Source organism: Streptomyces sp. NPDC006012, assembly GCF_042871185.1.
Lineage (GTDB): Bacteria > Actinomycetota > Actinomycetes > Streptomycetales > Streptomycetaceae > Streptomyces.
In genome coordinates this window covers 183,319-205,573 of sequence record NZ_JBIAIE010000001.1, presented here as the reverse complement: position 1 = coordinate 205,573, position 22,255 = coordinate 183,319, and the positions used below count along the sequence as shown (strand labels likewise).

20 protein-coding genes, 2 tRNA genes and 1 pseudogene are annotated in these 22,255 nt (G+C 71.6%); 9 read left to right on the top strand and 14 right to left on the bottom strand.

Annotation, left to right across the window (positions count from 1 at the left end; genetic code table 11):
• Positions 1 to 238 precede the first annotated feature (238 nt).
• From ehuB to ACFYPJ_RS00900, 6 genes are all read left to right on the top strand, one after another.
• The gene (ehuB, locus tag ACFYPJ_RS00925; protein ID WP_389008409.1) at positions 239 to 1,156 is read left to right on the top strand and encodes an ectoine/hydroxyectoine ABC transporter substrate-binding protein EhuB; all 918 of its coding nucleotides are present in this window, start codon (positions 239 to 241) and stop codon (positions 1,154 to 1,156) included.
• Entirely contained in the window at positions 1,153 to 1,881 is a 729-nt protein-coding gene (gene ehuC, locus ACFYPJ_RS00920) for an ectoine/hydroxyectoine ABC transporter permease subunit EhuC (protein ID WP_389008406.1), read from the top strand. The genes ehuB and ehuC overlap by 4 nt, the downstream gene beginning before the upstream one ends.
• Positions 1,878 to 2,528 carry an ectoine/hydroxyectoine ABC transporter permease subunit EhuD gene (gene ehuD, locus ACFYPJ_RS00915; protein ID WP_389008403.1) on the top strand — a complete coding sequence of 217 codons (651 nt, stop codon included), beginning with the start codon at positions 1,878 to 1,880 and terminating at the stop codon, positions 2,526 to 2,528. The genes ehuC and ehuD overlap by 4 nt, the downstream gene beginning before the upstream one ends.
• A gap of 52 nt (positions 2,529 to 2,580) precedes the next feature.
• Positions 2,581 to 3,300, top strand: a complete 720-nt coding sequence (locus ACFYPJ_RS00910; RefSeq protein WP_389010051.1) for an amino acid ABC transporter ATP-binding protein — start codon at positions 2,581 to 2,583, stop codon at positions 3,298 to 3,300.
• Between the two features lie 225 nt (positions 3,301 to 3,525).
• The gene (locus tag ACFYPJ_RS00905) at positions 3,526 to 4,284 is read left to right on the top strand and encodes an IclR family transcriptional regulator (protein WP_389008400.1); all 759 of its coding nucleotides are present in this window, start codon (positions 3,526 to 3,528) and stop codon (positions 4,282 to 4,284) included.
• A 151-nt stretch (positions 4,285 to 4,435) separates the two neighbouring features.
• Positions 4,436 to 4,509 (top strand) — tRNA-Lys (locus ACFYPJ_RS00900).
• On the opposite strand, the pseudogene ACFYPJ_RS00895 reads toward ACFYPJ_RS00900, so the two are convergent.
• Positions 4,475 to 6,132, bottom strand: a pseudogene (locus tag ACFYPJ_RS00895) (AMP-binding protein). The gene ACFYPJ_RS00900 and the pseudogene ACFYPJ_RS00895 overlap by 35 nt on opposite strands.
• Before the next feature lie 101 nt (positions 6,133 to 6,233).
• On the opposite strand from ACFYPJ_RS00895, the gene ACFYPJ_RS00890 reads away from it, so the two are divergent.
• Positions 6,234 to 7,040 (top strand): M15 family metallopeptidase, encoded by an 807-nt coding sequence (locus ACFYPJ_RS00890; RefSeq protein ID WP_389008397.1) that lies wholly within the window; start codon positions 6,234 to 6,236, stop codon positions 7,038 to 7,040.
• 96 nt (positions 7,041 to 7,136) lie between these two features.
• On the opposite strand, the gene ACFYPJ_RS00885 is transcribed toward ACFYPJ_RS00890, so the two are convergent.
• The 3 genes from ACFYPJ_RS00885 to ACFYPJ_RS00875 form a co-directional block, all read right to left on the bottom strand.
• A complete protein-coding gene (locus ACFYPJ_RS00885) occupies positions 7,137 to 7,742 on the bottom strand; it encodes a lytic polysaccharide monooxygenase (RefSeq protein ID WP_389008394.1) in 606 nt (201 codons plus the stop codon).
• Positions 7,743 to 7,839: 97 nt separating this feature from the next.
• Positions 7,840 to 8,910 (bottom strand): SPFH domain-containing protein, encoded by a 1,071-nt coding sequence (locus ACFYPJ_RS00880; protein WP_389008391.1) that lies wholly within the window; start codon positions 8,908 to 8,910, stop codon positions 7,840 to 7,842.
• Positions 8,911 to 9,046: 136 nt separating this feature from the next.
• The gene (locus tag ACFYPJ_RS00875) at positions 9,047 to 10,345 is read right to left on the bottom strand and encodes a peptidoglycan-binding protein (protein WP_389008388.1); all 1,299 of its coding nucleotides are present in this window, start codon (positions 10,343 to 10,345) and stop codon (positions 9,047 to 9,049) included.
• Positions 10,346 to 10,527: 182 nt separating this feature from the next.
• Here ACFYPJ_RS00875 and ACFYPJ_RS00870 point away from each other — a divergent pair.
• Together ACFYPJ_RS00870 and ACFYPJ_RS00865 are read left to right on the top strand one after the other, a co-directional pair.
• Positions 10,528 to 10,604 (top strand) — tRNA-Lys (locus tag ACFYPJ_RS00870).
• A 316-nt stretch (positions 10,605 to 10,920) separates the two neighbouring features.
• The gene (locus tag ACFYPJ_RS00865; protein WP_389008385.1) at positions 10,921 to 11,643 is read left to right on the top strand and encodes a FadR/GntR family transcriptional regulator; all 723 of its coding nucleotides are present in this window, start codon (positions 10,921 to 10,923) and stop codon (positions 11,641 to 11,643) included.
• Between the two features lie 476 nt (positions 11,644 to 12,119).
• On the opposite strand, the gene ACFYPJ_RS00860 is transcribed toward ACFYPJ_RS00865, so the two are convergent.
• The 10 genes from ACFYPJ_RS00860 to ACFYPJ_RS00815 form a co-directional block, all read right to left on the bottom strand.
• Complete coding sequence (locus ACFYPJ_RS00860) at positions 12,120 to 12,785, bottom strand: sortase domain-bontaining protein (RefSeq protein WP_389008382.1); 666 nt, start codon at positions 12,783 to 12,785, stop codon at positions 12,120 to 12,122.
• Between the two features lie 14 nt (positions 12,786 to 12,799).
• Complete coding sequence (locus ACFYPJ_RS00855) at positions 12,800 to 13,420, bottom strand: hypothetical protein (protein ID WP_389008379.1); 621 nt, start codon at positions 13,418 to 13,420, stop codon at positions 12,800 to 12,802.
• Between the two features lie 92 nt (positions 13,421 to 13,512).
• On the bottom strand, positions 13,513 to 14,292 hold the full coding sequence (locus ACFYPJ_RS00850) for an HAD-IIA family hydrolase (protein WP_389008376.1): 780 nt from the start codon (positions 14,290 to 14,292) through the stop codon (positions 13,513 to 13,515).
• Positions 14,293 to 14,625: 333 nt separating this feature from the next.
• On the bottom strand, positions 14,626 to 16,119 hold the full coding sequence (locus ACFYPJ_RS00845; protein ID WP_389008373.1) for an alkaline phosphatase family protein: 1,494 nt from the start codon (positions 16,117 to 16,119) through the stop codon (positions 14,626 to 14,628).
• Positions 16,120 to 16,313: 194 nt separating this feature from the next.
• On the bottom strand, positions 16,314 to 17,369 hold the full coding sequence (locus ACFYPJ_RS00840) for a 2-aminoethylphosphonate ABC transporter substrate-binding protein (protein WP_389008370.1): 1,056 nt from the start codon (positions 17,367 to 17,369) through the stop codon (positions 16,314 to 16,316).
• A gap of 67 nt (positions 17,370 to 17,436) precedes the next feature.
• The gene (locus tag ACFYPJ_RS00835) at positions 17,437 to 18,234 is read right to left on the bottom strand and encodes an ABC transporter permease (protein ID WP_389008367.1); all 798 of its coding nucleotides are present in this window, start codon (positions 18,232 to 18,234) and stop codon (positions 17,437 to 17,439) included.
• Positions 18,221 to 19,105 (bottom strand): 2-aminoethylphosphonate ABC transporter permease subunit, encoded by an 885-nt coding sequence (locus ACFYPJ_RS00830; protein WP_389008364.1) that lies wholly within the window; start codon positions 19,103 to 19,105, stop codon positions 18,221 to 18,223. Before ACFYPJ_RS00830 ends, ACFYPJ_RS00835 begins: the two co-directional genes overlap by 14 nt.
• Positions 19,098 to 20,144, bottom strand: coding sequence for an ABC transporter ATP-binding protein (locus ACFYPJ_RS00825; protein ID WP_389008361.1), 1,047 nt, complete (start codon positions 20,142 to 20,144; stop codon positions 19,098 to 19,100). Before ACFYPJ_RS00825 ends, ACFYPJ_RS00830 begins: the two co-directional genes overlap by 8 nt.
• A gap of 1 nt (position 20,145) precedes the next feature.
• Positions 20,146 to 20,907 (bottom strand): phosphonatase-like hydrolase, encoded by a 762-nt coding sequence (locus ACFYPJ_RS00820; protein WP_389010048.1) that lies wholly within the window; start codon positions 20,905 to 20,907, stop codon positions 20,146 to 20,148.
• Between the two features lie 5 nt (positions 20,908 to 20,912).
• A complete protein-coding gene (locus ACFYPJ_RS00815) occupies positions 20,913 to 22,037 on the bottom strand; it encodes a TIGR03364 family FAD-dependent oxidoreductase (RefSeq protein WP_389008358.1) in 1,125 nt (374 codons plus the stop codon).
• Positions 22,038 to 22,255 lie beyond the last annotated feature (218 nt).

The following is a 22,255-nucleotide window of genomic DNA, read 5'->3' as shown; positions in this document are numbered from 1 at the left end:
ATCGCGCCTTTGCCCGCATTTCCCGTGATAAATGTCACTGGACCGCGGTGACGTAGTCGGAAAACCGCGGTACGGATCACATAGCCGCGGTACCGGCGATCGGCGTGGGGCGCGCGGAACCGGGGCCTGATCGCAGGCGTCCACGCGACCGGCGAAATTTCCAGGAATCGGGTGGTTGTGAAATCCGTCGGGCAATCCCGGGGGCATGACCCACGTGAACCCGGGTAGCCGCGCCGCCATGGCTCCACCACTTGGGAACGGCGTACACACGACCGGTCACGAACACAGACACAGCCGACGGACGGTGCTCGCGGGCGTCGCGGCGCTCGGCGTGCTGGGCGCGGCGGGCTGCTCACGCGTGGCCACGGCGTCCACGGAGAACGGCGGTGATCTGCTGGCCCGGCTGCGGGCGCAGGGCGTCGTACGGCTCGGGATCGCGGGCGAGATACCTTTCGGCTACATCGACACGGACGGCCGGCTGACCGGTGAGGCACCGGAGCTGGCGAGGGCCGTCTTCAAGCGGCTCGGTGTGGACACCGTGCAGCCTGTGCCGACCGAGTTCGGTTCGCTGATCCCGGGGCTGAATTCACAGCAGTTCGATGTCGTGGCTGCCGGGATGTATGTGAATCCCGAGCGCTGCGCACAGGTGATCTTCGCCGATCCCGACTACCAGATGCTCGATTCCTTCATCGTGCGCAAGGGCAATCCGAAAGGGCTGCACAACTACAAGGACGTCGTCGCGAAGAAGGCCAAATTCGCGACCGGAACCGGATACGCCGAAATCCAGTACGCGGTCGACGCCGGGTACAAGGAGGACGACATCCTGATCGTCCCGGACCAGGTGGCCGGGCTGAACGCGGTCGAGGCCGGGCGCGTCGACGTGTTCGCCGGGACCGCCCTGACCACCCGCGAGGTGGTGAAGAAGTCCGCGAAGACGGAGGCCACCGCGGCCTTCGCACCGCTCGTGGACGGCAAACCGCACATGGACGGCGGCGCGTTCGCCTTCCGGCCCACCGAGACGAAGCTCCGGGACGCCTTCAACACCGAACTGCACAAGCTGAAGCGGAGCGGCGAGCTGCTGCGCATCCTGCGGCCGTTCGGGTTCACGAAGGACGAGATGACCGACCTCACCGCGAAGGAGCTGTGCGGCGGATGACCACCGGGCTCTGGGAACTCGTACTCAAGGGAGTCTGGACGACCGTCCAGCTCCTGGTCCTCGGCGCGCTGCTGGCCGCCGCGGTCTCCTTCGTCGTCGGCATCGCGCGCACCCACCGGCTGTGGATCGTCCGTTTCGTCGCCGGTTTCTACACCGAGGTGTTCCGCGGCACCTCGGCCCTCGTGATGATCTTCTGGGTGTTCTTCGTGCTGCCGATCGCCTTCGGCTGGCAGCTGGTCCCGCTGTGGGCGGGCACGCTGGCGCTCGGGCTGACCTACGGCGCGTACGGCTCGGAGATCGTGCGCGGCGCGCTGAACGCGGTCGACACGGCGCAGCAGGAGGGCGGTATCGCCCTCAGCTTCACGCCCTGGCAGCGGCTGCGGCTCATCCTGCTGCCGCAGGCGGTGCCGGAGATGATCCCGACCTTCTGCAACCTGGTGGTCGAGCTGCTCAAGGGCACCGCGCTGGTGTCCGTCATGGGCATGGGTGACCTGGCGTTCAGCGCCAACCTGGTACGCCTGGCGCTCCAGCGGAGCGCGGAGGTCTACACGTACGTCCTGCTGATCTACTTCGTGATCGCCTTCGTGATCACCCGGCTGATGCGGGCGCTGGAGAAGCGGCTGCGGGCCGGGGTCGGCAAGGATCCCGGGACCGAGCAGGAGGCACGCGCGGCCAAACGGGCCAGGACGACCGGCGTGGGTGCCACCGACGGAGGTGTCGCATGACCTGGGACTGGAACGCCGTCAGTGACTTCCTGCCGCACTTCTGGGACGGACTGCTGGTCACCCTGGAGGCGCTGGCGCTCGGCTCGCTGCTCTCCTTCAGCCTGGGGCTGGTGTGGACGCTGCTGATGTGGACGCCCACCCGCTGGGTGCGCTGGCCGGTGGGGGTGGTGACGGAGTTCGTCCGCAACACCCCGCTGCTGGTGCAGCTGTTCTTCCTCTTCTACGTGCTGCCCGAGTGGGGCGTGGCCTTCTCCGCGCTGACCACCGGTGTCGTCGCGATCGGGCTGCACTACTCGACGTACACGATGCAGGTCTACCGGGCCGGCATCGACGCGGTACCGGCCGGCCAGTGGGAGGCCGCGACGGCGTTGAACCTGCCCGTGCGGCGCACCTGGACGGCGGTGATCCTGCCGCAGGCGATCCGCCGGGTGGTCCCGCCGCTGGGCAACTACGTCATCTCGATGCTCAAGGACACGCCCATCCTGCTGACGATCACCGTGCTGGAGCTGCTGGGGCAGGCACGTCTCTTCTCCCAGCAGCACTTCCAGTTCACCGAACCGGTGACGGTGATCGGCGTCGCCTTCATCGTCATCTCCTACCTGGCCTCCCTTCTCCTGCGCACCCTGGAGCGTCGCCTTGTCCGTTGAGACCCGCAAGCAGTCGGCCATCGCCGAGAACAGTCGGACCCGGCTCATCCGGATGGAGGGCGTGACCAAGCGGTTCGGGGACCACACCGTCCTCGACCGGCTCGACCTGTCCGTCGAGCCGGGCCGGCACGTCACCCTGATCGGTCCGTCCGGTTCCGGCAAGACCACGATCCTGCGGCTGCTGATGACGCTGGCCAAGCCCGACGAGGGCACGATCACGGTCGCCGGGCAGCAGCTGTTCCCGGCCACCGAGAAGGAGGTCCGGGAGGTCCGCAAGAAGATCGGGATGGTGTTCCAGCAGTTCAATCTGTTCCCGAACATGACGGTGCTGCGCAACATCATGGAGGCCCCGGTCACCGTGCTCGGCCTGTCCAAGGACGAGGCGGAGGCGCGGGCCCGCGAACTGCTGGAGCTGGTCGGCCTCAGCGACAAGTGCGGCATGCGCCCGTCCCAGCTCTCCGGCGGGCAGCAGCAGCGGGTGGCGATCGCGCGGGCGCTGGCCATGCGGCCGCAGGTGCTGCTGCTGGACGAGGTGACCTCGGCGCTCGACCCCGAGCTGGTCGCGGGCGTGCTGGACCTGCTGCGGGACATCGCCCGCAGCACGGACATCACGATGCTGTGCGTGACCCACGAGATGGGCTTCGCCCGGGACATCTCCGACCAGGTCCTGATGTTCGACTCCGGGCGGATCATCGAGGCGGGGACGCCGGAGAGGATCTTCAGCGACCCGGAGCGGGACCGCACGCGCGAGTTCCTGAGCGCCGTCCTGTGACCGAGATTTTTCCCTCGTACGGCGCTGCAATTGCAGCAGGTGAAGGGGGCGTTACTGCTGGTCACCGGCCGGAGCGTGTCATGGGCATATGCTGACGTGGCGGCGCCCCGGTCGAGGGGCCCGGTGATCTCGTGAACGCCCCCTCCGTACCGGCCTCTTGCCGGTTATCGTGGAAACGATCCACTGTCTGGATTGCGGCACTGAGAGCGAGCGCAGGGGGCCACTGTGGCGCTGAAGCACGAGCCGACCGCCCCGTACCACTCGGCCCAGGACGCCCTGCGCGTCCTGGAGACGGTGGCACGGCACACCACCGGCGTCACCGACACCGAGCTGGGCCGCCTGACCCGCCTGGGTCCCGACCGGCTGACCGCGCTGCTGCGCATGCTGCGCCGCGAGGGGTACGTCGAGCAGGGCGCCGACGGCGCCTACGTCACCGGCGACGCCTTGCGCCGCCTCGGCTCCGCGCACGGCCGGGAGCAGGCGCTGCGCGAGAAGCTCCAGCACATGCTGGTCAGGCTGCGCGACTCGGTCGGTGCGGCGGTCTATCTGAGCCGGTACGTGGACGGCGAGGTCAGGATCACCCAGTATGCGGACGGTCCGGCCACGCCCGCGGTCAACGAGTGGGTCGACTTCCGCTCCTCCGCGCACGCGACGGCGCTCGGCAAGAGCCTGCTGACCCAGCTCGACCACGACGGCCGCCGCGACCACCTGGCCCGGCACAAGATGGCCCGGCTCACCTCGCGCACCATCACCAGCGACCGGCTGCTGCTGTCCCGTCTGGAGTCCCAGCCGGCGACGGTGCCCGTCCTGGACCTCCAGGAGTACGCGGTCGGCACGGTCTGCGCGGCGGTCCCGGTCACGGCGGGCTCCTCAGTGGGCTGTCTCGCACTGTCCCTGCCGGTGGAGCACGCGCACCGGCTGCGGCAGGCCGCGGACACCCTGAACCGCGGCGCGGCACCGGTGCTGCTCTCGCTGGCGATCTAGTGTTCCGGCAGGCGGCGGCGCCTGCCGGAGCCCGGGCACCACTGGTGTGGACCACACCGCCGAGAGGGTGCGGGGATGGTCCGGAGCACCCGCGCGGACCAGGTAGTATTTTCTTCGTCGCCACCCAAAAGCAGTGGGTGGCGGGAGTCAGGCGCCGCTAGCTCAGTTGGTTAGAGCAGCTGACTCTTAATCAGCGGGTCCGGGGTTCGAGTCCCTGGCGGCGCACCTGGGTGAAGGGCCTCTCGTTCCGACGAGGGGCCCTTCGGCGTCCTGTGCGGTCAGTCTCCGGTACGCCTGCTCGCCCGGCGGCCGCCACCACACCGGATCGGCGCACCGCAGCCCCTCCCGGCGCAGCCCGGCCCGGTGGATCTTGTTCGTGGCGGTGACCGGCATCCGCTCCACCAGCCGGACGAACCGGGGCGCCATCTTGGTCCCGAGGTCCGGCTGGGCCGCGAGGAAGTCGGCGAAGCCGGCCGGGTCGAAGGTGCCGGAGAGGGCCGCCATCACCTGGTCACCGGTGACCGGGTCGGGTACCGCGTAGACGGCGACGGCCTCGGCGCCCGGGTAGCGGGCGAGGATGTTCTCGATCATCGCGGCGGCCAGGTTCTCGCTGTCGACGCGCAGCCGGTCGTCGGCCCGGCCGGCGAAGTAGAGGTAGCCGTCCGCGTCGCGGCAGAACAGGTCCCCGGTCCAGTACCACCCGCCGCGCGTCCGCTCGGCCTCCGCGGCCGGATTGCGCCAGTAGCCCTCGAAGGGGCTCGGGCCCCGGTTGACCAGCTCGCCTATCGCCTCGTCGCCGTTGAGCAGCCGGCCGGCGCCGTCGAAACGGGCGGGCGGGCACTCCGCGCCGCTGTCCGGGTCGAGGACGGCCAGCCCGGGCGCCCCGCGCCCCACCGCCCCGGCGGGGGTGCCCGGGGTCCACTGCACCGCCGCGCCGCCCTCGGAGGAGCCGTACCCCTCCACCAGCCGCACCCCGAACCGCCGCGCGAAGGCCGCTGCCTCCACCGCCCCGGCCTCGGTGCCGAAGCCGAGGCGCAGCGGGTTGTCCGCGTCGTCCGGACGGGACTCGGTGGCCAGGACGTACTGCACGGCCCGTCCGACATAGGTGAAGTACGTCGCCCGGAACCGGCGTACGTCCGAAAGGAAGCCCGACGCGGTGAACCGCCGGCGCAGCGCCACCCCGGCGCCGGACACCAGCGCGGGCGCCCAGTCGGCGATCACCGCGTTGCCGTGGAAGAGGGGCATGCAGATGTAGTGCACGCCGTCCGGGCCCAGGCCGAACTGGTCGACGAGGGAGCGTCCGGCGGCGGCCAGCCTGCCCTGGGTGCAGATCGCGGCCTTGGGAGCGCCGGTGGAGCCGGAGGTGAAGTAGAGCAGGACGCGGTCGCCGGGGGCGGCCCGGGCGGGGTCGGGTTCGGCGTCGGCGTACGGGGCGAGCAGGTCGGCGTAGTCCGGGGTGTCGGTGACCAGCAGCCGTACGCCGGGCAGGTCGAGGCCGTCCAGGAGCGGCAGGTGGGCCCGTTCGGTGACCAGCAGCGGGCAGGCGGTGTGCAGGATGTCGCGGGCCAGTTCGGGGCCCCGGCGGGTGGGGTTGATCCCGGCGACCGCGGCCCCCGCGAGGGCGGCGGCGGCCAGCCACTGCGGGAACTCCGGGGTGTTGTCGAGCAGCACGCCGACGTGCGGTTCGGCGCCGGCCGGCAGCAGGTCGGCAAGGAGCGCGGCGCGGGCGGCGGCGCCGGCCGCCACCTCGTGGTGGCTCAGCACCGTCTCCTCGAACCACAGCCCGGGCCGCCGGTCACCCCAGCGCGCCGCGACCAGCTCCGCCACCGTACGCCTGTTGGACTCCATGGACGGGCACGGTAACTGACGTATCGTCAGTTGTGGAGGGTTGCCGGACGTGGACTTCCCGGGGCTCCCCCGGGGCGGCGGGCCGCTGGTATAGGACAGGCATGCAGAACTACCAGCGCTCCGTCAGGTCACGCATGCTGTCCGTCGTCGCCCTGTCGGCGGCTTCGCTCCTCGCCCTGCCGGGGCACGAGGCGGTCGCCGACGACGGCAAGGCCCCGCCCGGCTTCGTGGCGCTCGCCTCGGTGGATTCCAGCATCATCCAGGAGATCCGTTACGCCACCCCGCACAATTTCGTCGGGGAGCCCGTCGACGGGTATGTGCAGCCGATGTGCATCCTCACCAGGCCGGCGGCCCGGGCCCTGCACCGGGTGCAGCAGAAACTGCTCAGAACGGGTCACTCCCTGAAGGTCTACGACTGCTACCGCCCGCAACGTGCCGTCGACCACTTCGTCGCCTGGGCCGAGGACCTCGACGACCAGGCCATGAAGGCCGAGTTCTACCCCGACGAGGACAAGAAGGACCTGTTCACCGACGGATACATCGCCGAGCGGTCCGGACACAGCCGAGGCAGCACCCTGGACCTGACGATCGTCAAGTTGCCCGCGAAGGCCACGCCGCCCTACGTACCGGGTCAGCCCCTGGTGCCGTGCTACGCGGGCCAGGAGGAGCGGTTTCCCGACAATTCCATCGACATGGGCACCGGCTACGACTGCTTCGACACCCTGGCGAACACGCTCGACCCGCGCGTGACCGGTGCGCCGCACGCGAACCGGCTGAAGCTGAAGTCCGCCATGGCAGCGGCCGGATTCACGAATCTGCCGGTGGAGTGGTGGCACTACACCCTGGACGACGAGCCCTACCCGGACACGTACTTCGACTTCCCGATCGCGGCATCGTCGCTGAACTGACGCCCCGCCCGCCGATGCCGGATCCCGGCTCGGCACATCGACCCGCGCGCGTCGGTCGCCGCCGCGCCGGCGCACGCGGGTCTCACCCGGACGGGATCAGAACGTGACGTCCGAACAGGCGTAGAACGCGTTGCCCGTGTCGGCGATCGTCCAGACCGCGAGGATGACGTGGTGTCCGCTCAGGCCGCCCGGCAGGGTGCCGCTGTGCGACAGCGTCGCCGGCGGCTGCTGGTTGTTGTAGGGCACCGTCAGGAACGGTGTCGTGTTGAGGTCCGAGCGGGCCAGAGCGTGGTTCTGGTTCCAGCCCTGCTTGGTGACGTAGTACCGGAAGTCCGTCGTGGCGTGCCGTGCGGTGAACTGCCAGCGGAAGGTGTAGCTCTGTCCGCCTGTCACCTTGGTGGTCGGCCAGGCCGCACCCGACGGCTGGGTCGGCGAACTGAGGTCGGCGAACTGACTCAGACCGCCGTTGCAGAGCTGGCCGTCGGCGGGACCGCCGGCCGGGAAGCCCTTCGGACCCTCGACGCTCTGCGGCTCCCACTGAATGGCGCCGCAGTTCGCCACCGTTCCGTTCTGGCAGAGCTTCTGCCTGCTGATGGGAAGGTCCGTGTAGCCGTGGCTGCTGGCCCCGCCGGAGGAGAGCACAAAGGCTCCGGCGGTGGCCAGACCCACCACGACGGCGGACAACTTGGTCTGTGTACGCATGCTGCCGCTCCTGGAGAACGTGGGGGAAGTTCAGTGAGCCGTGCAGGTCTAGACCAAGTAGCAGAATATTGCCATCAGTTGAACATGTCCACACCAATCACGGTGCGGACTCCGTACGGCTCGAACAAAAGGCCACCGTCAGGTCCCGCACCAGCACCTTGCGCTCGTAGTCGTCGAGTTCGACGAGCCCGCGCATGGTCAGCCGGGTCACCGTGTCCTCCACCGAGTCCACGACCGAGGTGAGCATGGACGAACGCTGCTGCGCGTCCAGCGACGCGATCCGGCGCCGGTGCATCGCCGCGGCGACCTCGGGCGCGTACTCGGCCCGCACCGGCTGCACCGAGAACACCTCAAGCCCGATGCCCGCCGCGTCCGCCGCCACCAGCCGGGTCAGCGCCTCCCCGGCCGCCTCCACCGCGCCCCGCACCCCGCCCGGCATGTCCACCGGCACCCGGGCCAGCGCCGCTTCGACGCAGTCCCGCAGATACGCCTCGTGGTCCGCCACGCCCAGCACGGCCCGCGCGGTGTCCCGCACCCGCCACACCACCAGGACCACCACCCGCAGCCCGACCCCGCGGCCGTCGGCGGCCGGCATCGGCTCACTGCGCCAGTGCCGCAGCCGCACGTCGACCCGGCGGCGCCGCAGCAGCGGATTGACCCACAGCAGACCGGTACGCCGCACGGTCCCCTGATAGCGGCCGAACAGGGCCAGTACGAAGGCCCGGCCGGCCGCGCCCCGGGCGAGGCCGCCGAAGCCCAGCGCGCCGAGCGCCCCGGCACCCGCGTACGCCGCCCACTGGGCCGGACCCGGCCCCGCGCCCGCCCACCAGGAGGTGGCCAGACACCCGGCCGCCCCGCCCAGACCGGCGAGCACCCCCGCGATCCCGGGCAGCACCCGCGCCGGGCACTCCGCCAGTTCGGGGTCGGCCTGGGGCACCGTGCGGGCCCGGACCGGACCCGCACGCCTGAGCCGCGGCTGCTCGCCGGTGCCCTGACGGCGGGCCACCACCGCCGGCTTGACCGGTGCCGACACCGGGTCGGGGTCGTCGCGGAACAGCAGGTGGACGGGGATCTCGGTGGTCGCCTCGTTCTGGATCAGCCGGACCGGACGGGACGGCCCCTCGACGGGTCCCTCCGATTCGGGCGTGTGTGACGTCGTCGTACTCATGCGTGCCTCCAGCCTCCGCGCCAGATGCGTCATGACAGGTGAGTGAATGAGTGAGTGAGTGACAGAAACGGGACGGGGCGGGGGCAGGACGGCGGCGGGGCGAGGCGCGGCGGTCCTGGCAGGGCGGGGCGGCGGCCTAACGGAACAGCCGGCGCCAGGTCTCCGGCCCCGGAGAGCCGTCCGCCGCGCCGCCCCGCCAGCCCTGGGCGCGCTGGAACGCCTCGACGGCCCGCCGGTCCTCCTCGCCCCAGCGCGGTCCCGGCCCGGTGGTGTAGTAACGGCCGTACCCCTTCTCGGCCAACCGCTGCCCCAGCCGGGTGACGTACGGGTTGTCCGCGCCCGGGCGGAACAGGTTCCGGCCGGGATAGCCGGGCACACCGTGCGAGGCGGGTGCACCGGCCGGGGCCGTCCGGATGTCCTTGCCCTTCCCGCCGGCCAGCAGTTCCCAGGTACGCGGTCCGGGCAGCCCGTCCGCGTCCGCGCCGCTCCAGCCCTGGGCCCGCTGGAACGCCTGGGTCGCCTGCCGGTCCGCGTCCGACCAGCGCGGCCCGGGACCGTCGGCGTAGTAGGCCCCGGCGCCGCGGGCCGCCAGCAGTTCGCCGAGCTGGGTGACGTACTTGTTCTCCGTCCCGGGTCCGAAGTACGCGGCCCCCGGGAACGGCCCGGCCCTGACCGCGGCACCCGGCTCGGCGCCGGCCGCGCCCGCCTTGAGGCTCTTGTAGCGGTAGGGGACGTACTTGCCGGACTGGCTCCAGTAGGCGTACGGGGTGGCCAGTCTGCGCGTGTGCGGGGGCGTCTGCTCGTAGGCGGTGTAGTAGGTGTGCGTGTAGTCCGTCCAGCCGCCGAAGATGACGACGTGCGAGCCCTTCTCGGGGTCGGCGGCGTTGTGGAACAGCAGGATGTCGCCGGGTTGCAGATCCGACTTCTTGATCTTCACGCCGAAGCCGCCGAGGCTGCCCGTCCACTCGTTGCGCTGCAGCCCCCAGGCCATCGAGACGTAGCCCGAGCAGTCCTGGCGGTAACCGTCGGACCAGTACTTGGACATGCTGTACGGCACTTTGGCGTCGACCCAGGTCTTGGCCCGGTTGATGATCTCCGCACGGGTGAGGGCGCGCGGATGGGCCGGCGGTGAGGACGCGCCGCCCCCGCCGTGCAACGGGCCCTTCCCGCCCTGCGGGGTGCCGGGTTCCGGGCCGGCCGGCAGCCCAGCGCGGTGCGGCCCCGGCGGGGCGGGCGGTGCGGCGAGGGCGGATGCCGGGTGGCCCGCGGCGAGGGCGGCCGACGTGGCGGCGGCCACGACCAGGGCCCGCCGGGAGGCCGGGTGCCCGCCGAGCCGGCCGGGCAGGGAACGCGGGCTCACCCGCCGCCAGTGAACGCAGCCCGGACAGTCGCAATCGCTCGCGGGATCGAATTCCTCGAATACCGGAGTCGCCATGCGATCCCTCTCCCATTCCGGGGTGAAATGTTCGCATCTGTGCACGTTGATCAGTTTCTCAACTGTCATCGCGGCGCGCATGTTGACGGTCCGAATGATGTACGCCCCACAGGGCACCCCCGCGCCGCCCGATCGCGGTCGGGAGCACACCTGGGGGTCGGGTAGAGTTCTCGTGTCAGTAGGCGCCGCTAGCTCAGTTGGTTAGAGCAGCTGACTCTTAATCAGCGGGTCCGGGGTTCGAGTCCCTGGCGGCGCACCACTACAGCACCACGCTGACCTGGGCGTCCTCGATGTTCGAGGGCGCCCGTTCGTGTTTCCCGGGTGCGGAGGGGCTGCGGGACCCTGCCACCTCCCGTCCCGGCCCCGTATACCTCTCCCCTGCACCCGTCACGTCCCCGTCCCGGCCCCGTCACGCCCACCCGGCGCACGCGCCATGCACGGCGCTCCGGCCCGCCGGGCCACCGGGCCGCTGGATCGCCGGATCGCCGGATCGCCGAGCCGCTCACTCACCGGCCGAGCCGATTGCCCCCATGGGCGAAGGATCCCCCGACATCCTGGCCGGATACCCTCTGCCCATGGCAGCCCGAGACCTCCAGGAGCGGATCAAGAAGCTCATCGTCGACCGGCGGCTGCCCTCCGGGTCACCGCTGCCGACCGAGCCCGAGCTGATGGAGTTCCTCGGCGCGAGCCGGAACTCGGTACGCGAGGCGCTGAAGGCCCTCCAGGCGATGGGCATCGTGGAGATCCGGCACGGCTTCGGTACCTACGTCGGCCCGATGTCCCTCGCCCCCATGGTCGAGGGCCTCACCTTCCGCACGGTCGCCGGACACCACCGGGGCGAGGACTCCCTGGTCCAACTGCTCGAACTGCGCGAGGCGATGGAGGCAGGCCTCGTCTCCCGGCTGGCCGGGCGGCTGCCCGAGGCCGACCTGGTGGAGCTGACCGCGCTCGTCGACCGGATGGACGAGCGGTCCGGACACGGGGCCGGCCTCGCCGAGACGGACCGGGCCTTCCACGCCGCCCTCTACCGGGGGCTGGACAACGCCCTGCTGAGCGAGGTGCTGGAGGCGTTCTGGGACGTCTTCCACCGGGTCCAGCGGGACCTGGTGGACGTACCGCAGGATCCGCGGGTCACCTGCCGGCAGCACCGGGAGATCCTGGACGCGGTCCGCTCTGGCGACGCCGTACGGGCGGAACAGGCCATAAGAGACCACTTCGACAACATCCGCGCCCGCCTGTCCAGCATTGTCACGACACGCCCAGAGGATCCTCGCACGCTCCACAATGAACCCGTATGACTGGTGAACACCGCCTTTGGCATCTTGCCATCATGCTGGACACCGTAGAAACCTGATTGCTCAAGCTGCCGCCGATTCGCGGCACTTGGGGGGGGGGAAGGCAGCCGGTTGCCGGATCGGCGGGGAGAGGGCCCCGCCCATGAGCGGATGCCGAGGGGGCACCAGCAACCGGACGGTCACGACCCCCTGCCCCCATGCTGTGGGGGTGACGGAGAGCCACCGGTGCGGGACTTGGCGTCAACTCTCCCTAGGCCGGGGCCTCCCGGGCGTCTAGAGTTTCTTTCCTGAGTGGGTTCAGGCGGCCCCGGCCCCGGGCCGGCTGGACGTCCGCCGTGGTTTCCACCGGCCTCCCGCGCCGATCGCCGGGCCCTTCCCGCAGCCCGGGCGTCCGCGGTCGAGGACCGGCCCGGTCGGCGGCTTCGGGGGGAGTTGGCCGCCGACCGGGCCAGGTGGTGATGGAGGACACGACCGGCGCCTCACCGGCCGGTTCCGGTCAGATACGCCGACACCACCACGTTCGCCGGGTAGCCGTCGTCGGCCCGGTCGAAGTCGCCGCAGGTGACCAGCCTCAGTTCGGCACGGCCGGCCCGGCGCGGCCCGTACGCCTGATCCGCGTCGAAGTGGTCGCGGGCCGGCACCCGCACGTCGTCCACGGTGAACTCGGCGACCGTGCCGTCGGCGCGGGCCACCCGGACCTGTTCGCCGGGCCGCAGCGCGCCGACCCGGTGGAAGACGGCGGGCCCGGTCCCGGTGTCCGCGGCGCCCACCAGGACCGCTGCGCCGGCCGCTCCCGGTCCGGTCCCGGCGGCATGCCAGGTCACCGACCCGGACGGCTGGGGGCAGGACGGGGGGCCGGCCGCGGATCGCACGTCCGGACTGCCGGCTACGACGGACGCCCGCACCCCGAGTCCGGGGATCTCCAGCCGCTGGGGCGACGCGTCCGGCAACGGCTCTGCCTGCGGCGGGAGTTCGGCCGCGGCGGGGCGTCCCACCGCGGCCATGTCGCCGGTCGTGGGGGCGAAGACCCCCGGCGGTACGTCGGTCGCCTCGCGGCCCCACAGCCACAGTCCGAGCAGCAGCAGCGCCCAGGCGGTGCCGGTGGCCAGCCGGCCGGCCCCGGTGGTTCGTACGCGGTCTGGCATGGCGGGCGGCGCTCTCAGTCCTTGCCGCCACGCTTGCGGCGGGCGCTGCGCAGCCCGACGGCGACCGCGGCGACGCCGACCAGGGCGAACCCGATGATCGCCTGCGCGAGGCCGGGACCGGTCGGGTGGGTGTCGACGGAGGCGAAGTAGGCGGCGTCCTCGGCGCCCAGGTCGGCGGGGGTGGCGGAGGAGGCAGGGGATGCGGGAGAGGGAGGGGAAGAAGGTGAGGAAGGTGAGGAAGGGGCCGCGGGAGAGGCAGGAGATACGGGAGATACGGGAGAGGGGGGTGCGGCGCCAGGGGCGGAGTCCGCGCCGGTCACCGTCACCGTGCCGGTGAGCTGGGTGTCGCCGCAGGTGACCCGGATGTCGTAGGGGCCGGGCGAGGCCGCCCGGCTGATCCGGCTCCGGCCGCCCAGCGTGCCGTCCGGGCCGCTGAGGGTGCCGTCCGTGGCGAACGCGTCGGAGACCGCGGTGCCGGTCCGCGCGTCGCAGCCGCTGACCCGTACGGCCACGTCGCCGCCGGGGGCGGGGGCGGACGGGGCCACCGAGACCCCGCCGTCCGCCGCGTACGCCGACGGGGTGAGCACGGCGACGACGAGGATTCCGGTACCGAGAGTGAGGGGTAGTGAGCCCATCGTGAAACCTCCAGATATCTGGAGGCTCCCCCGGCAGCCGTCGGACCGCATCCCCGGCGGCGTCCGGCTGCTCCGTTCGGGTCACAAGGTTTTCAGATGCGGTCGACGAGGTCCGCGATCGAGCCCACCACCTCGGAGGGCCGGTACGGGAAGTCCTCGACGTGCTCGGGCCTGGTCAGGCCGGTGAGCACCAGGTACGTCCGCATCCCGGCCTCCATGCCGGCCAGCACGTCGGTGTCCATGCGGTCGCCGATCATGGCGCTGGTCTCGGAGTGGGCGCCGATCGCGTTCAGCCCTGTGCGCATCATCAGCGGGTTCGGCTTGCCCGCGAAGTACGGCTTCTTGCCGGTGGCCTTGGTGATCAGTGCGGCGACGGCGCCGGTGGCGGGCAGCGGGCCCTCGGTGGACGGGCCGGTCTCGTCCGGGTTGGTGCAGATGAACCGGGCCCCGCCGAGGATGAGCCGTACCGCCCTGGTCATGGCCTCGAAGGAGTAGGTGCGGGTCTCGCCCAGCACCACGTAGTCGGGCTCCTGGTCGGTGAGTATGTACCCGATGTCGTGCAGGGCGGTGGTCAGCCCGGCCTCGCCGATGACGTAGGCGCTGCCGCCGGGGCGCTGGTCGTCGAGGAACTGGGCGGTGGCCAGCGCGGAGGTCCAGATGTTGGCGACCGGCACGTCCAGACCCATCCGGCCGAGCCGGGCGTGCAGGTCGCGCGGGGTCTGGATGGAATTGTTGGTGAGGACCAGGAAGGGGCGGCCGGACTCGCGCAGTTTCTTCAGGAAGGCGTCGGCGCCGGGGATCGGAATTCCCTCGTGGACGAGCACGCCGTCCATGTCGGTGAGCCAGGATTCGACGGGCCTGCTGTCTGCCATGTGATTCGGTCTCCTGGCATGCGGAAGTGTGGGAACGGTCTGGGCAGGGGCGCCGGAACCACGGCGTACCGACCTCCCTAGCGTAAGCGTTCCACTGGGTTGGCCGGGATGGGTGCGGTTCGCGTCCGCGGGGGTGGGGGGCTGGTTGCGCCCGCGCGGCGGAGCCGCATATGCGTAGGGCCCCGCGCCCCTTGACGGGTGCGTATTCGTCCGCGGGAGCGTGGGGGCCGGTCGCGCCCGCGCGGCGGAGCCGCATATGCGTAGGGCCCCGCGCCCCTTTGGGGCGCGGGGAACTGTTCGAGGTCGAGGTCAGGGTCGAAGCCGGGCTCGGGGTCAGGGCTGGGTGACGCGTACCCCGTCGATCACCCAGTACCAGTTGTTGCCGCCGGTGTAGCGGAACCGGACGCGGGCCGTGGTGGCGCCGGTCGGGACCTGGAGGGTGACGGTCTCGGTGCGGGAGGACACGTCGGCCGTGTAGGTCTTCACCGTGACCGGGGCGGCGCCGTCGTAGGAGACCAGGACCTCGCCCTTCTGCGGAGCCTCCTGGCGGTAGTAGGTGGTGTAGGTGAGGGTGGCGGTGCGGCCTCCGGTGACCGGGTAGGCGGGGCTGACGAGGGTGGAGTCGAAGGTGCCGGAGACGGTCTTGTCGTTCCACTCGTCACCGTCGGCCACCGCGAAGACGCCCCGGGCCCGCACGTTGGACTCGCGTTCCTGGTCGCGCTGGGCCGCGGTCCAGAACTCGTCGGTGGTGAAGGACCAGCCGCGCCACTCGGTGATCCCGCCGGTGCCCATCGCGGAGTTGTCGACGGACCAGCCGCTCGGCGGGGTGTGGGTGAAGCCGAGCACGCCGGCGCCGATGCCGGTCTCGTCGACGCGGGTCTGCAACCGCGGGCGCAGCGCGTCGAAGTCGTCGGGCTGGGGCTGCTGGACGGGCCGTCCGTCCAGTTGCCAGGCCGGGTCGATGGCGATGCCGAGGTGGGCCAGCGCGGACGCGGCGACGTCGGGCATCTTCACGTCGTAGCGGGTCGAACCGGCCGCCAGGGTCGGTCCGGTGGCGATGAGGAAGGTCTGCCGTTCGGGGCTGCTGGAGCCGCCGTGGCCACCGGCGTCGGTGTGCCCGTGGTCGGCCGTGATCATGATCAGCCAGTCCTCGTTGCCGTACGTGGCACGGGACTTGACGGCGGTGACGAGCTGGCCGACCTGGGCGTCGGCGGTGTGGACGGCGTCCAGGTACTGCGGGGAGGCGGCGCCGTAGGTGTGGCCCGCGTGGTCGATGTTGTCGAGGTGGACGAAGACCGCGTCGGGGTTGCCGCCCTTGAGCGTGGCGACCGCGCGGGAGGTGGTGCCGGTGTCGTACTCGGCGCTCGGCGTGGAGATGCGGGTGTCGACCTTCGCCGAGAACACGGTGTCGGTGATCGGCGCCCAGGAGGAGACGGCGTACGTGCTGAGCGACGGCTTCGCGGTCTCGATCCGGGTGAGGAAGTCCGGGTACTGGCTGAACTTGTTGCCGCTGAGGGTGTTGTCCTTGACGTTGTGCTTGTCGGGCCAGACACCGGTGATGATCGTCGACCAGCCGGGACCGGAGAGGGTGGGCGCGAACGGGTTGGCGTAGATGCTGCTGGGCGCGGTGAGGCCCGCGGCCATCAGGGCGTCCAGGTGGGGCGCGTCGGCGTCCTTGATACGGCTCAGCAGGCAGCCGTCGAGGCCGATGACCAGGACCTTCGGGGTGCGGGCCGCGGCCCGGGCGAGGCCGGCGAGCGGCCCCGCCGAGACGGCCAGGGCGACCGCGGATCCGAGCAGTGCACGACGGGAGACACGGGACGACACGGGAACCTCCGGTTGCGGGTGGGCTGGGTCCTCCTGGTGGATCTCCGCGGAGATCCACCAGAAGGGCCCCGGATCTTGCGGATCCGGGCCGACCGCGCGGAGGGGGGCTCCGTGCGGCCGGCCCGAGCGGGGCCGTGGGGCCCCTGTTCGGGTGAAGTCGTGGGCTTGCGGAGCGTGCTGCCGGGCGGAAGGGGTCAGCTGCCGGTGGCGGACTTCCAGTCCTCGACGTACGACGTCAGGTTCTTCTCGATGTCGGCCCAGTCCGGCTCGAACACCTCGACCCCGTTCATGATCTTGGTCAGGGCGACGGCGTTGGCGTCGACGGCCTTGACGTCCTGGCGGGCGCTGAAGCCGCCGCCGATCTCGCTGACCTCCTGCTGGGCCTGCTGGCTCAGCATGAAGTCGAGGAGCTTCTTGCCGTTGTCGGAGTGCGGTGCCTTGGTGACGAGGCCGGCCGCGTACGGCAGCGCGAAGGTGGTGGGCTTGCCGCCCTGCCCGGCGGGGAACCAGATGCCGAGGTTGGGCATGGTCTTGGACTGTGCGTAGTTCATCTGCACATCGCCGTTGGCGACGTGCAGTTCGCCCTTGTCCACCTTGGGGGCGAGCTTGCCGGTGGAGGCGGACGGGCCGACGTTGTTGGCCTGGAGCTTGTTCAGGTAGGCGAGGGCCGCGTCCTTGCCGCCGAAGTCGTGCATGGCCTTGATCAGGACGGCGGTTCCGTCGCCGGCGACGCCCGGGGTGGAGTACTGGAGCTTGTTCTTGTAGCTGCCGTCGAGCAGTTGCTCCCAGGTGGTGGGGGCCTGCTTCAGCTCCTTCTTGTTGTAGATGAAGCCGAAGTAGTTGTTGACGACGGACGTCCAGGTGCCGTCGCTCCCCTTGTCGGCGCCGCCGACCTGGTCGGAGCCCTGCGGGGCGTACTTCTGGAGCAGGCCCTTGCCGTCGGCCTGCTGGATGAACGGCGGGAGGGTGACCAGCACGTCGGCCTGCGGGTTGCTTTTCTCGCGCAGGGCGCGCTGGACGACCTCGCCGGAGCCGCCCTCGACGTAGTTGACCTTGATGCCGGTCTGCTGCTGGAAGTCCTTGAAGGTCTTGTCGTACCAGCCGTCGCCCTTCTCGCCCTTGAGGCCGTCGGCGCTGTAGACGGTGACCTCCTTGGCGTCGGAGCCGGCGGAGGTGCCGGAGCAGGCGGCGAGCAGTGGGGTCGCGCACAGCGCGAGGGCGAGGGCGAGCTTGGCGCCGTTCTTGGGCATGGCGGAGTGAACTCCTTGCGGGGAAGCGGGGAAGCGGGGGATGCGCGGCGGGCGGGGGTGGGCTGGATCAGCGGAACGAGGCTCGGGTGCGGATGCGGGCGATGACGAGCAGGACGAGCAGCGTCGCCGCCATCAGGACGACCGCCAGGGCGGAGCCGGCGAACAGGGCGCCGCGGTCGGTGGCCGAGTAGATCAGGACCGGAAGCGTGGTCCAGTCGGGCGGATAGAGCATCACCGTGGCGCTCAGTTCGCCCATGGACAGGGCGAAGCAGAGGCCGACGGCGGCGGTCAGCGAGGGCAGCAGCAGCGGCAGTCTGATGCGCCACAGCACCCGGCCGGGGCTTGCGCCGAGCGAGGCCGCGGCCTGTTCGTAGGCCGGGTCGAGGCGGGTCAGGGCGGCCGTGACGGACTGGTAGGCGAACGCCGTGACCAGCACGGTGTGCGCGAGGACGACGATCCACCGGGTGCCGTTGAGCAGGATCGGCGGCTGGGAGAAGGCGACCAGGACCGCCAGGCCGACCACTACGGAGGGGACGGCGACCGGGAGCACGAACAGGGCGTCGAGCACGGTGCGCAGGCGGCGGCCGAGGGCGGTGCCCACGAGGGCGGCCCAGGTGCCGGCGACGAGGGCCAGCAGGCTCGCGCCGGCGGCGGTGAGCAGGCTCGTGGTGAGCGCCTGGAGGGCTTCACCGCGGGTGGCGGCCGTGTAGTTGCCGGTGGTGAAGCCGGAGGGCAGCACGCTCGACCAGCTGGTCGCGAACGACGCGGCCAGGATCACCAGCAGCGGCAGCGCGAACAGGGGCAGGAAGAGGACGAAGAACACCGCCCAGGCGGTCCGCTTGCCTCCCCGGCTATGCACGAGCACGGCGGCTCACCACCCGGTACAGGCCGTACAGGCCGACGGAGATCAGGACGTTGACGACGGCGACCACACAGGCGCCCGGGTAGTCGGACTCCAGGATCGCCTTGCTGTAGACGAGCATCGGCAGCGTGGTGACGCCCTTGGCGCCGGTGAACAGCACGATGCCGAACTCGTTGAGGCACATGACCAGGACGAGGCTGCCGCCGGCGGCGAGCGCGGGCAGTGCCTCGGGCAGGACGACCTGCCGTACGATCCTGGCCGGCCGCGCGCCGAGGCTGGCGGCGACCTCCAGTTGCCCGGTGTCGAGCTGCGAGAACGCGGCGAGCAGCGGGCGCATCACGAACGGTGTGAAGTACGTGATCTCGGCGAGCAGCACCCCAAAGGGGGTGGTGAGGAACTGGAAGGGCCCCTCGGCGGCGCCGGTGACGTCCGTCCACGCCCCGTTGGCCATGCCGACCCTGCCGTAGATGAACAGCAGGGCCAGCGTGATCAGGAAGGACGGGAAGGACAGGAAGACGTCGATGAACCGGGAGACCGCCCTGGCCCCGGGGAACGGCACGAAGGCGATGACCAGCGCGAGCACGAACCCGAGGACCAGGCATCCGGCGGTGGCGGCCGGCGCCAGCCACACGGTGGTCCACAGCGCCTCCCAAAAGGCCCCGGAGGCGAAGACGTCGGCGTACGGCTGCAGCGAGGTGCCGCCGCTGTCCGGGTGCACGGACTGCTCGACGACCAGGGCGAGCGGGTAGAGGAAGAACAGGGCGAGCAGCGCGACGGGCGGCAGGACCGTCCACGCGAGGGTGCGTGGGGAAGCGCCCGGGAAACTGCGCGGCCTGCCGCGGACCGCCCGCGCCCGGCTGACGGCTTCAGTCATCGCCGGCTCCCAGGGGCAGCAGCACGGCGTCCTCGGCCGCGAAGTGCAGCGTGACGGACGCGCCGTGGGCGGGCGGTTCACGCAGTTCCCGCAGGTCCGCCATGATCCGGTGGCCGTCGACGTCGACGTGCAGGCGGTGGGTGGCGCCCCGCCACTGGATCTCGCCGACCGTCCCGGTGATCTGGTTCGGGCCGCTGCCCAGGCCGACGAGGTGGGGCCGCACGCACAGCGTGGCCCGGGCCCCCGGTTCCGCACCGCCCGTCGCGACCTCGATCTCTTTACCGGCGAAGGACACCCCGGCCTTCCCCACGGTCACCGGGAGCAGGTTGGAGTTGCCGACGAAGGAGGCGGTGAACTCGGTGCGCGGCGCCCGGTACAGCTCCAGCGGGGTGCCGACGTCCTGGAGCCTGGCCTGGTCCAGCACCGCGATGCGGTCGGCGAGGGTCAGCGCCTCCACCTGGTCGTGGGTGACGTACAGGATGGACACGTCGGGCAGCTCGCGGTGGAGCCGGGCCAGTTCGGTGAGCATCCCGGAGCGCAGCTGGGCGTCGAGCGCGGACAGCGGCTCGTCGAGCAGCAGCACGTCCGGGCGGATGGCGAGGGCGCGGGCGATGGCGACCCGTTGCTGCTGTCCGCCGGACAGCTCCCGCGGGTAGCGGCGCGCGTACGCCGCCATCCCGGTCAGCTCCAGCGCCTCGGCGACCCGGGTGCGGATCTCGTCCTTGGCGGCCTTGCGCGCCTTCAGGCCGAAGGCCACGTTGTCCGCGACCCGCAGGTGCGGGAAGAGGGCGTACTGCTGGACGACCATCCCGATGCCCCGCCGGTGCGGCGGCAGGTCCGTGACGTCCCGGTCGCCGAGGAACACCCGCCCGGAGGTGGGCCGTACGAATCCGGCGACCGCCCGCAGCGCGGTGGTCTTGCCGGAGCCGGACGGCCCGAGCAGGGCCATCACCTCGCCGGGCGCCACGGTCAGGTCGAACGAGTCGAGGACGACGTTGCCGTCGTAGGCGACCGAGACGGAGTCGAACCGGATGCCCATCTCACCGGACCTCCGTGAGCAGGCCGGGCAGTTCGGCCACCGAGTCCAGGACGTGCGTGGCGCCGGCCGCCCGGAACTCCGCGTCCCCGTGCGCCCCGGTGCGTACCCCGGCCACCAGGCCGGCCCCGGCGCGCAGTCCGCTCAGCACGTCGTAGGAGGTGTCGCCGACCACGGCGACCTGGCGTACGTCGTCGGCGGCCCCGGTGCGCAGGAACGCCTCCAGGACCATGTCCGGGTACGGCCGTCCGCGCCCGCCGGCGTCGGCCGGGCACAGGGTCAGCGGCACCAGGTCGTGCCAGCCGAGGGCGGCCAGGATGGCGTCCTGGGTGATCCGGGCGAAGCCGGTGGTCAGGACGACGGTCCGGCCGTCGGCATGCAGCCGTTCGATCGCCGCGCGGGCACCGGGCACCTCGGCGATGCGGCCGGCGTCGACGAGTGCGCCGTACGCCTTCTCGAAGGCGGCGTTCGCGCGCTGGGCGCGGCTCTCGTCGCCGAACAGGTGCCGGAAGACGGAGATCTTGGACTCGCCCATGGTGGCGCGGACGTAGGCGAGCTTCTCGGCGTGGTCGGCGGAGCCGGGCTCGACGCCCAGTTCACCGGCGGCGGCTTCGAAGGCCAGCTCGACGAGGCCGCCGTCGGCGACGGTGGTGCCGGCCATGTCGAGGACGACGAGCCGGACACCGGTCGGCTGCGGGGTGCGCGGAGCCTGCGGGCCCTGTGAGTTCTGCGGGTTCTGCGGGTTCTGGTCGGTCTGCGGGGGCACTGTGGTCACCAGCCCAGTTCGTCGGCGGTCGTTTCGGCTATCGCGGGCGAGCAGGTCATGCCGCGCCCGCCGGGCCCGGTCACCAGCCACACGCCGTCGCGCACCCGCTGCCGGTGCACGACCCGGCTGGTGTCGGTGCACTGCGCGTACACCCCGGCCCAGCGGCGCCGGATCCTCGGCAACGGACGGCCGAGCAGGGACTCGACGACCGAGGTGAGGTGGTCGTAGGGGTCCTCGACGGTGTCGAAGGCGAAGGGGTGCTGGTACTCGTGGGTGTCGCCGATGGTCAGGCCGCCGTCGGCGCGCTGCACCATGAGCAGCTGCATCCGGTGGGCGGCGGCCGTCTCGGGCTGCGGCTGGCGGGCGTTGAGTTCGTCCAGGGCCGGGGAGGCGTACGCCGGGTAGTACCGGAAGCTGTCCGCGTCCGCGACCGAGGTGGGCAGCGGCTCGCCCAGCGGGTCGGTCTGCATCATCTGCAACCGCACCCGGCGCACGGGCAGTCCGGGCCCGGCCAGCTCCCGCACCAGACCGCCCAGCCAGGCACCGGTGCACAGCACGACCGCGTCCGCGGTGTGCACGTCACCGTGGTCGTCCCGTACGGCACCGGGGCCGACGACGTCGCGCACCTCACGCCCCGGCAGGAAGGTGTAGCGCGGCGACTTCAGCAGCTCGGCGCGCAGCGCGAGCTGCGCGGTCCGCGGTTCGACGGCGGCGTCCCGCTCGCAGTGCAGGGCGGCGGTGAACTCGCCGCGCAGCGCGGGGTTCAGGTTGCGTGCCTCGCGGGGCGTCAGCAGCTCGTATCCGCGTTCGGCCGCGTCCGGCCGGGCGACGGCGGCCTCGGCGACGGCGAGTTCCCGGGCGCCGCGAACCGGGGTGAGGGAACCGTTGGCGCGGAATCCGAGACCGGGTACCCGGCCGCCGATGGCCTCCCACAGCTCACGGGCCCGCAGGGCGGTGCGGAGTTCCTCCCCGCCCGCACGTCCGCTGACCCAGATCTGCCCGAAGTTGCGCAACGAGGCGCCGCGCGCCTCGGCCTCCCGCTCGATCTGGACGACGGTGTGGCCACGTTCCACTGCCTGCCAGGCGTGCATGGTGCCCAGCACGCCCGCTCCTACGACTGTCACTCTCACGGCGGCAACGCTCCTCGCGATCGGGGAACCGGAATGGTCCGGCTGTCAACGAGAGCGTGAACGACCCATCAAGTTTGGGCTAGACCCGTTATCATTTCGTTATGTCGAGATGGGGGTGGGCCGGCGAGCCGGACGACGGTGGCCGGGCCTTGCGGAGGCGGTGTTGATGCAAGTGAGGGGGGTGATGGTGCAGGAGGGGGCGGGCGGGCGACCGGCCC

What these genes read in the sequence shown, in the direction of transcription:
- ACFYPJ_RS00850 (WP_389008376.1), bottom strand. Translation starts at nt 14,292, where the DNA reads ATGGCAGACAGCAGGCCCGTCGAATCCTGGCTCACCGACATGGACGGC.
- ACFYPJ_RS00830 (WP_389008364.1), bottom strand. Translation starts at nt 19,105, where the DNA reads ATGACTGAAGCCGTCAGCCGGGCGCGGGCGGTCCGCGGCAGGCCGCGC.
- ACFYPJ_RS00910 (WP_389010051.1), top strand. Translation starts at nt 2,581, where the DNA reads ATGGAGGGCGTGACCAAGCGGTTCGGGGACCACACCGTCCTCGACCGG.
- ACFYPJ_RS00840 (WP_389008370.1), bottom strand. Translation starts at nt 17,369, where the DNA reads ATGCCCAAGAACGGCGCCAAGCTCGCCCTCGCCCTCGCGCTGTGCGCG.
- ACFYPJ_RS00855 (WP_389008379.1), bottom strand. Translation starts at nt 13,420, where the DNA reads ATGGGCTCACTACCCCTCACTCTCGGTACCGGAATCCTCGTCGTCGCC.
- ehuD (WP_389008403.1), top strand. Translation starts at nt 1,878, where the DNA reads ATGACCTGGGACTGGAACGCCGTCAGTGACTTCCTGCCGCACTTCTGG.
- ACFYPJ_RS00890 (WP_389008397.1), top strand. Translation starts at nt 6,234, where the DNA reads ATGCAGAACTACCAGCGCTCCGTCAGGTCACGCATGCTGTCCGTCGTC.
- ACFYPJ_RS00885 (WP_389008394.1), bottom strand. Translation starts at nt 7,742, where the DNA reads ATGCGTACACAGACCAAGTTGTCCGCCGTCGTGGTGGGTCTGGCCACC.
- ACFYPJ_RS00825 (WP_389008361.1), bottom strand. Translation starts at nt 20,144, where the DNA reads ATGGGCATCCGGTTCGACTCCGTCTCGGTCGCCTACGACGGCAACGTC.
- ACFYPJ_RS00875 (WP_389008388.1), bottom strand. Translation starts at nt 10,345, where the DNA reads ATGGCGACTCCGGTATTCGAGGAATTCGATCCCGCGAGCGATTGCGAC.
- ACFYPJ_RS00860 (WP_389008382.1), bottom strand. Translation starts at nt 12,785, where the DNA reads ATGCCAGACCGCGTACGAACCACCGGGGCCGGCCGGCTGGCCACCGGC.
- ehuB (WP_389008409.1), top strand. Translation starts at nt 239, where the DNA reads ATGGCTCCACCACTTGGGAACGGCGTACACACGACCGGTCACGAACAC.
- ACFYPJ_RS00865 (WP_389008385.1), top strand. Translation starts at nt 10,921, where the DNA reads ATGGCAGCCCGAGACCTCCAGGAGCGGATCAAGAAGCTCATCGTCGAC.
- ehuC (WP_389008406.1), top strand. Translation starts at nt 1,153, where the DNA reads ATGACCACCGGGCTCTGGGAACTCGTACTCAAGGGAGTCTGGACGACC.
- ACFYPJ_RS00880 (WP_389008391.1), bottom strand. Translation starts at nt 8,910, where the DNA reads ATGAGTACGACGACGTCACACACGCCCGAATCGGAGGGACCCGTCGAG.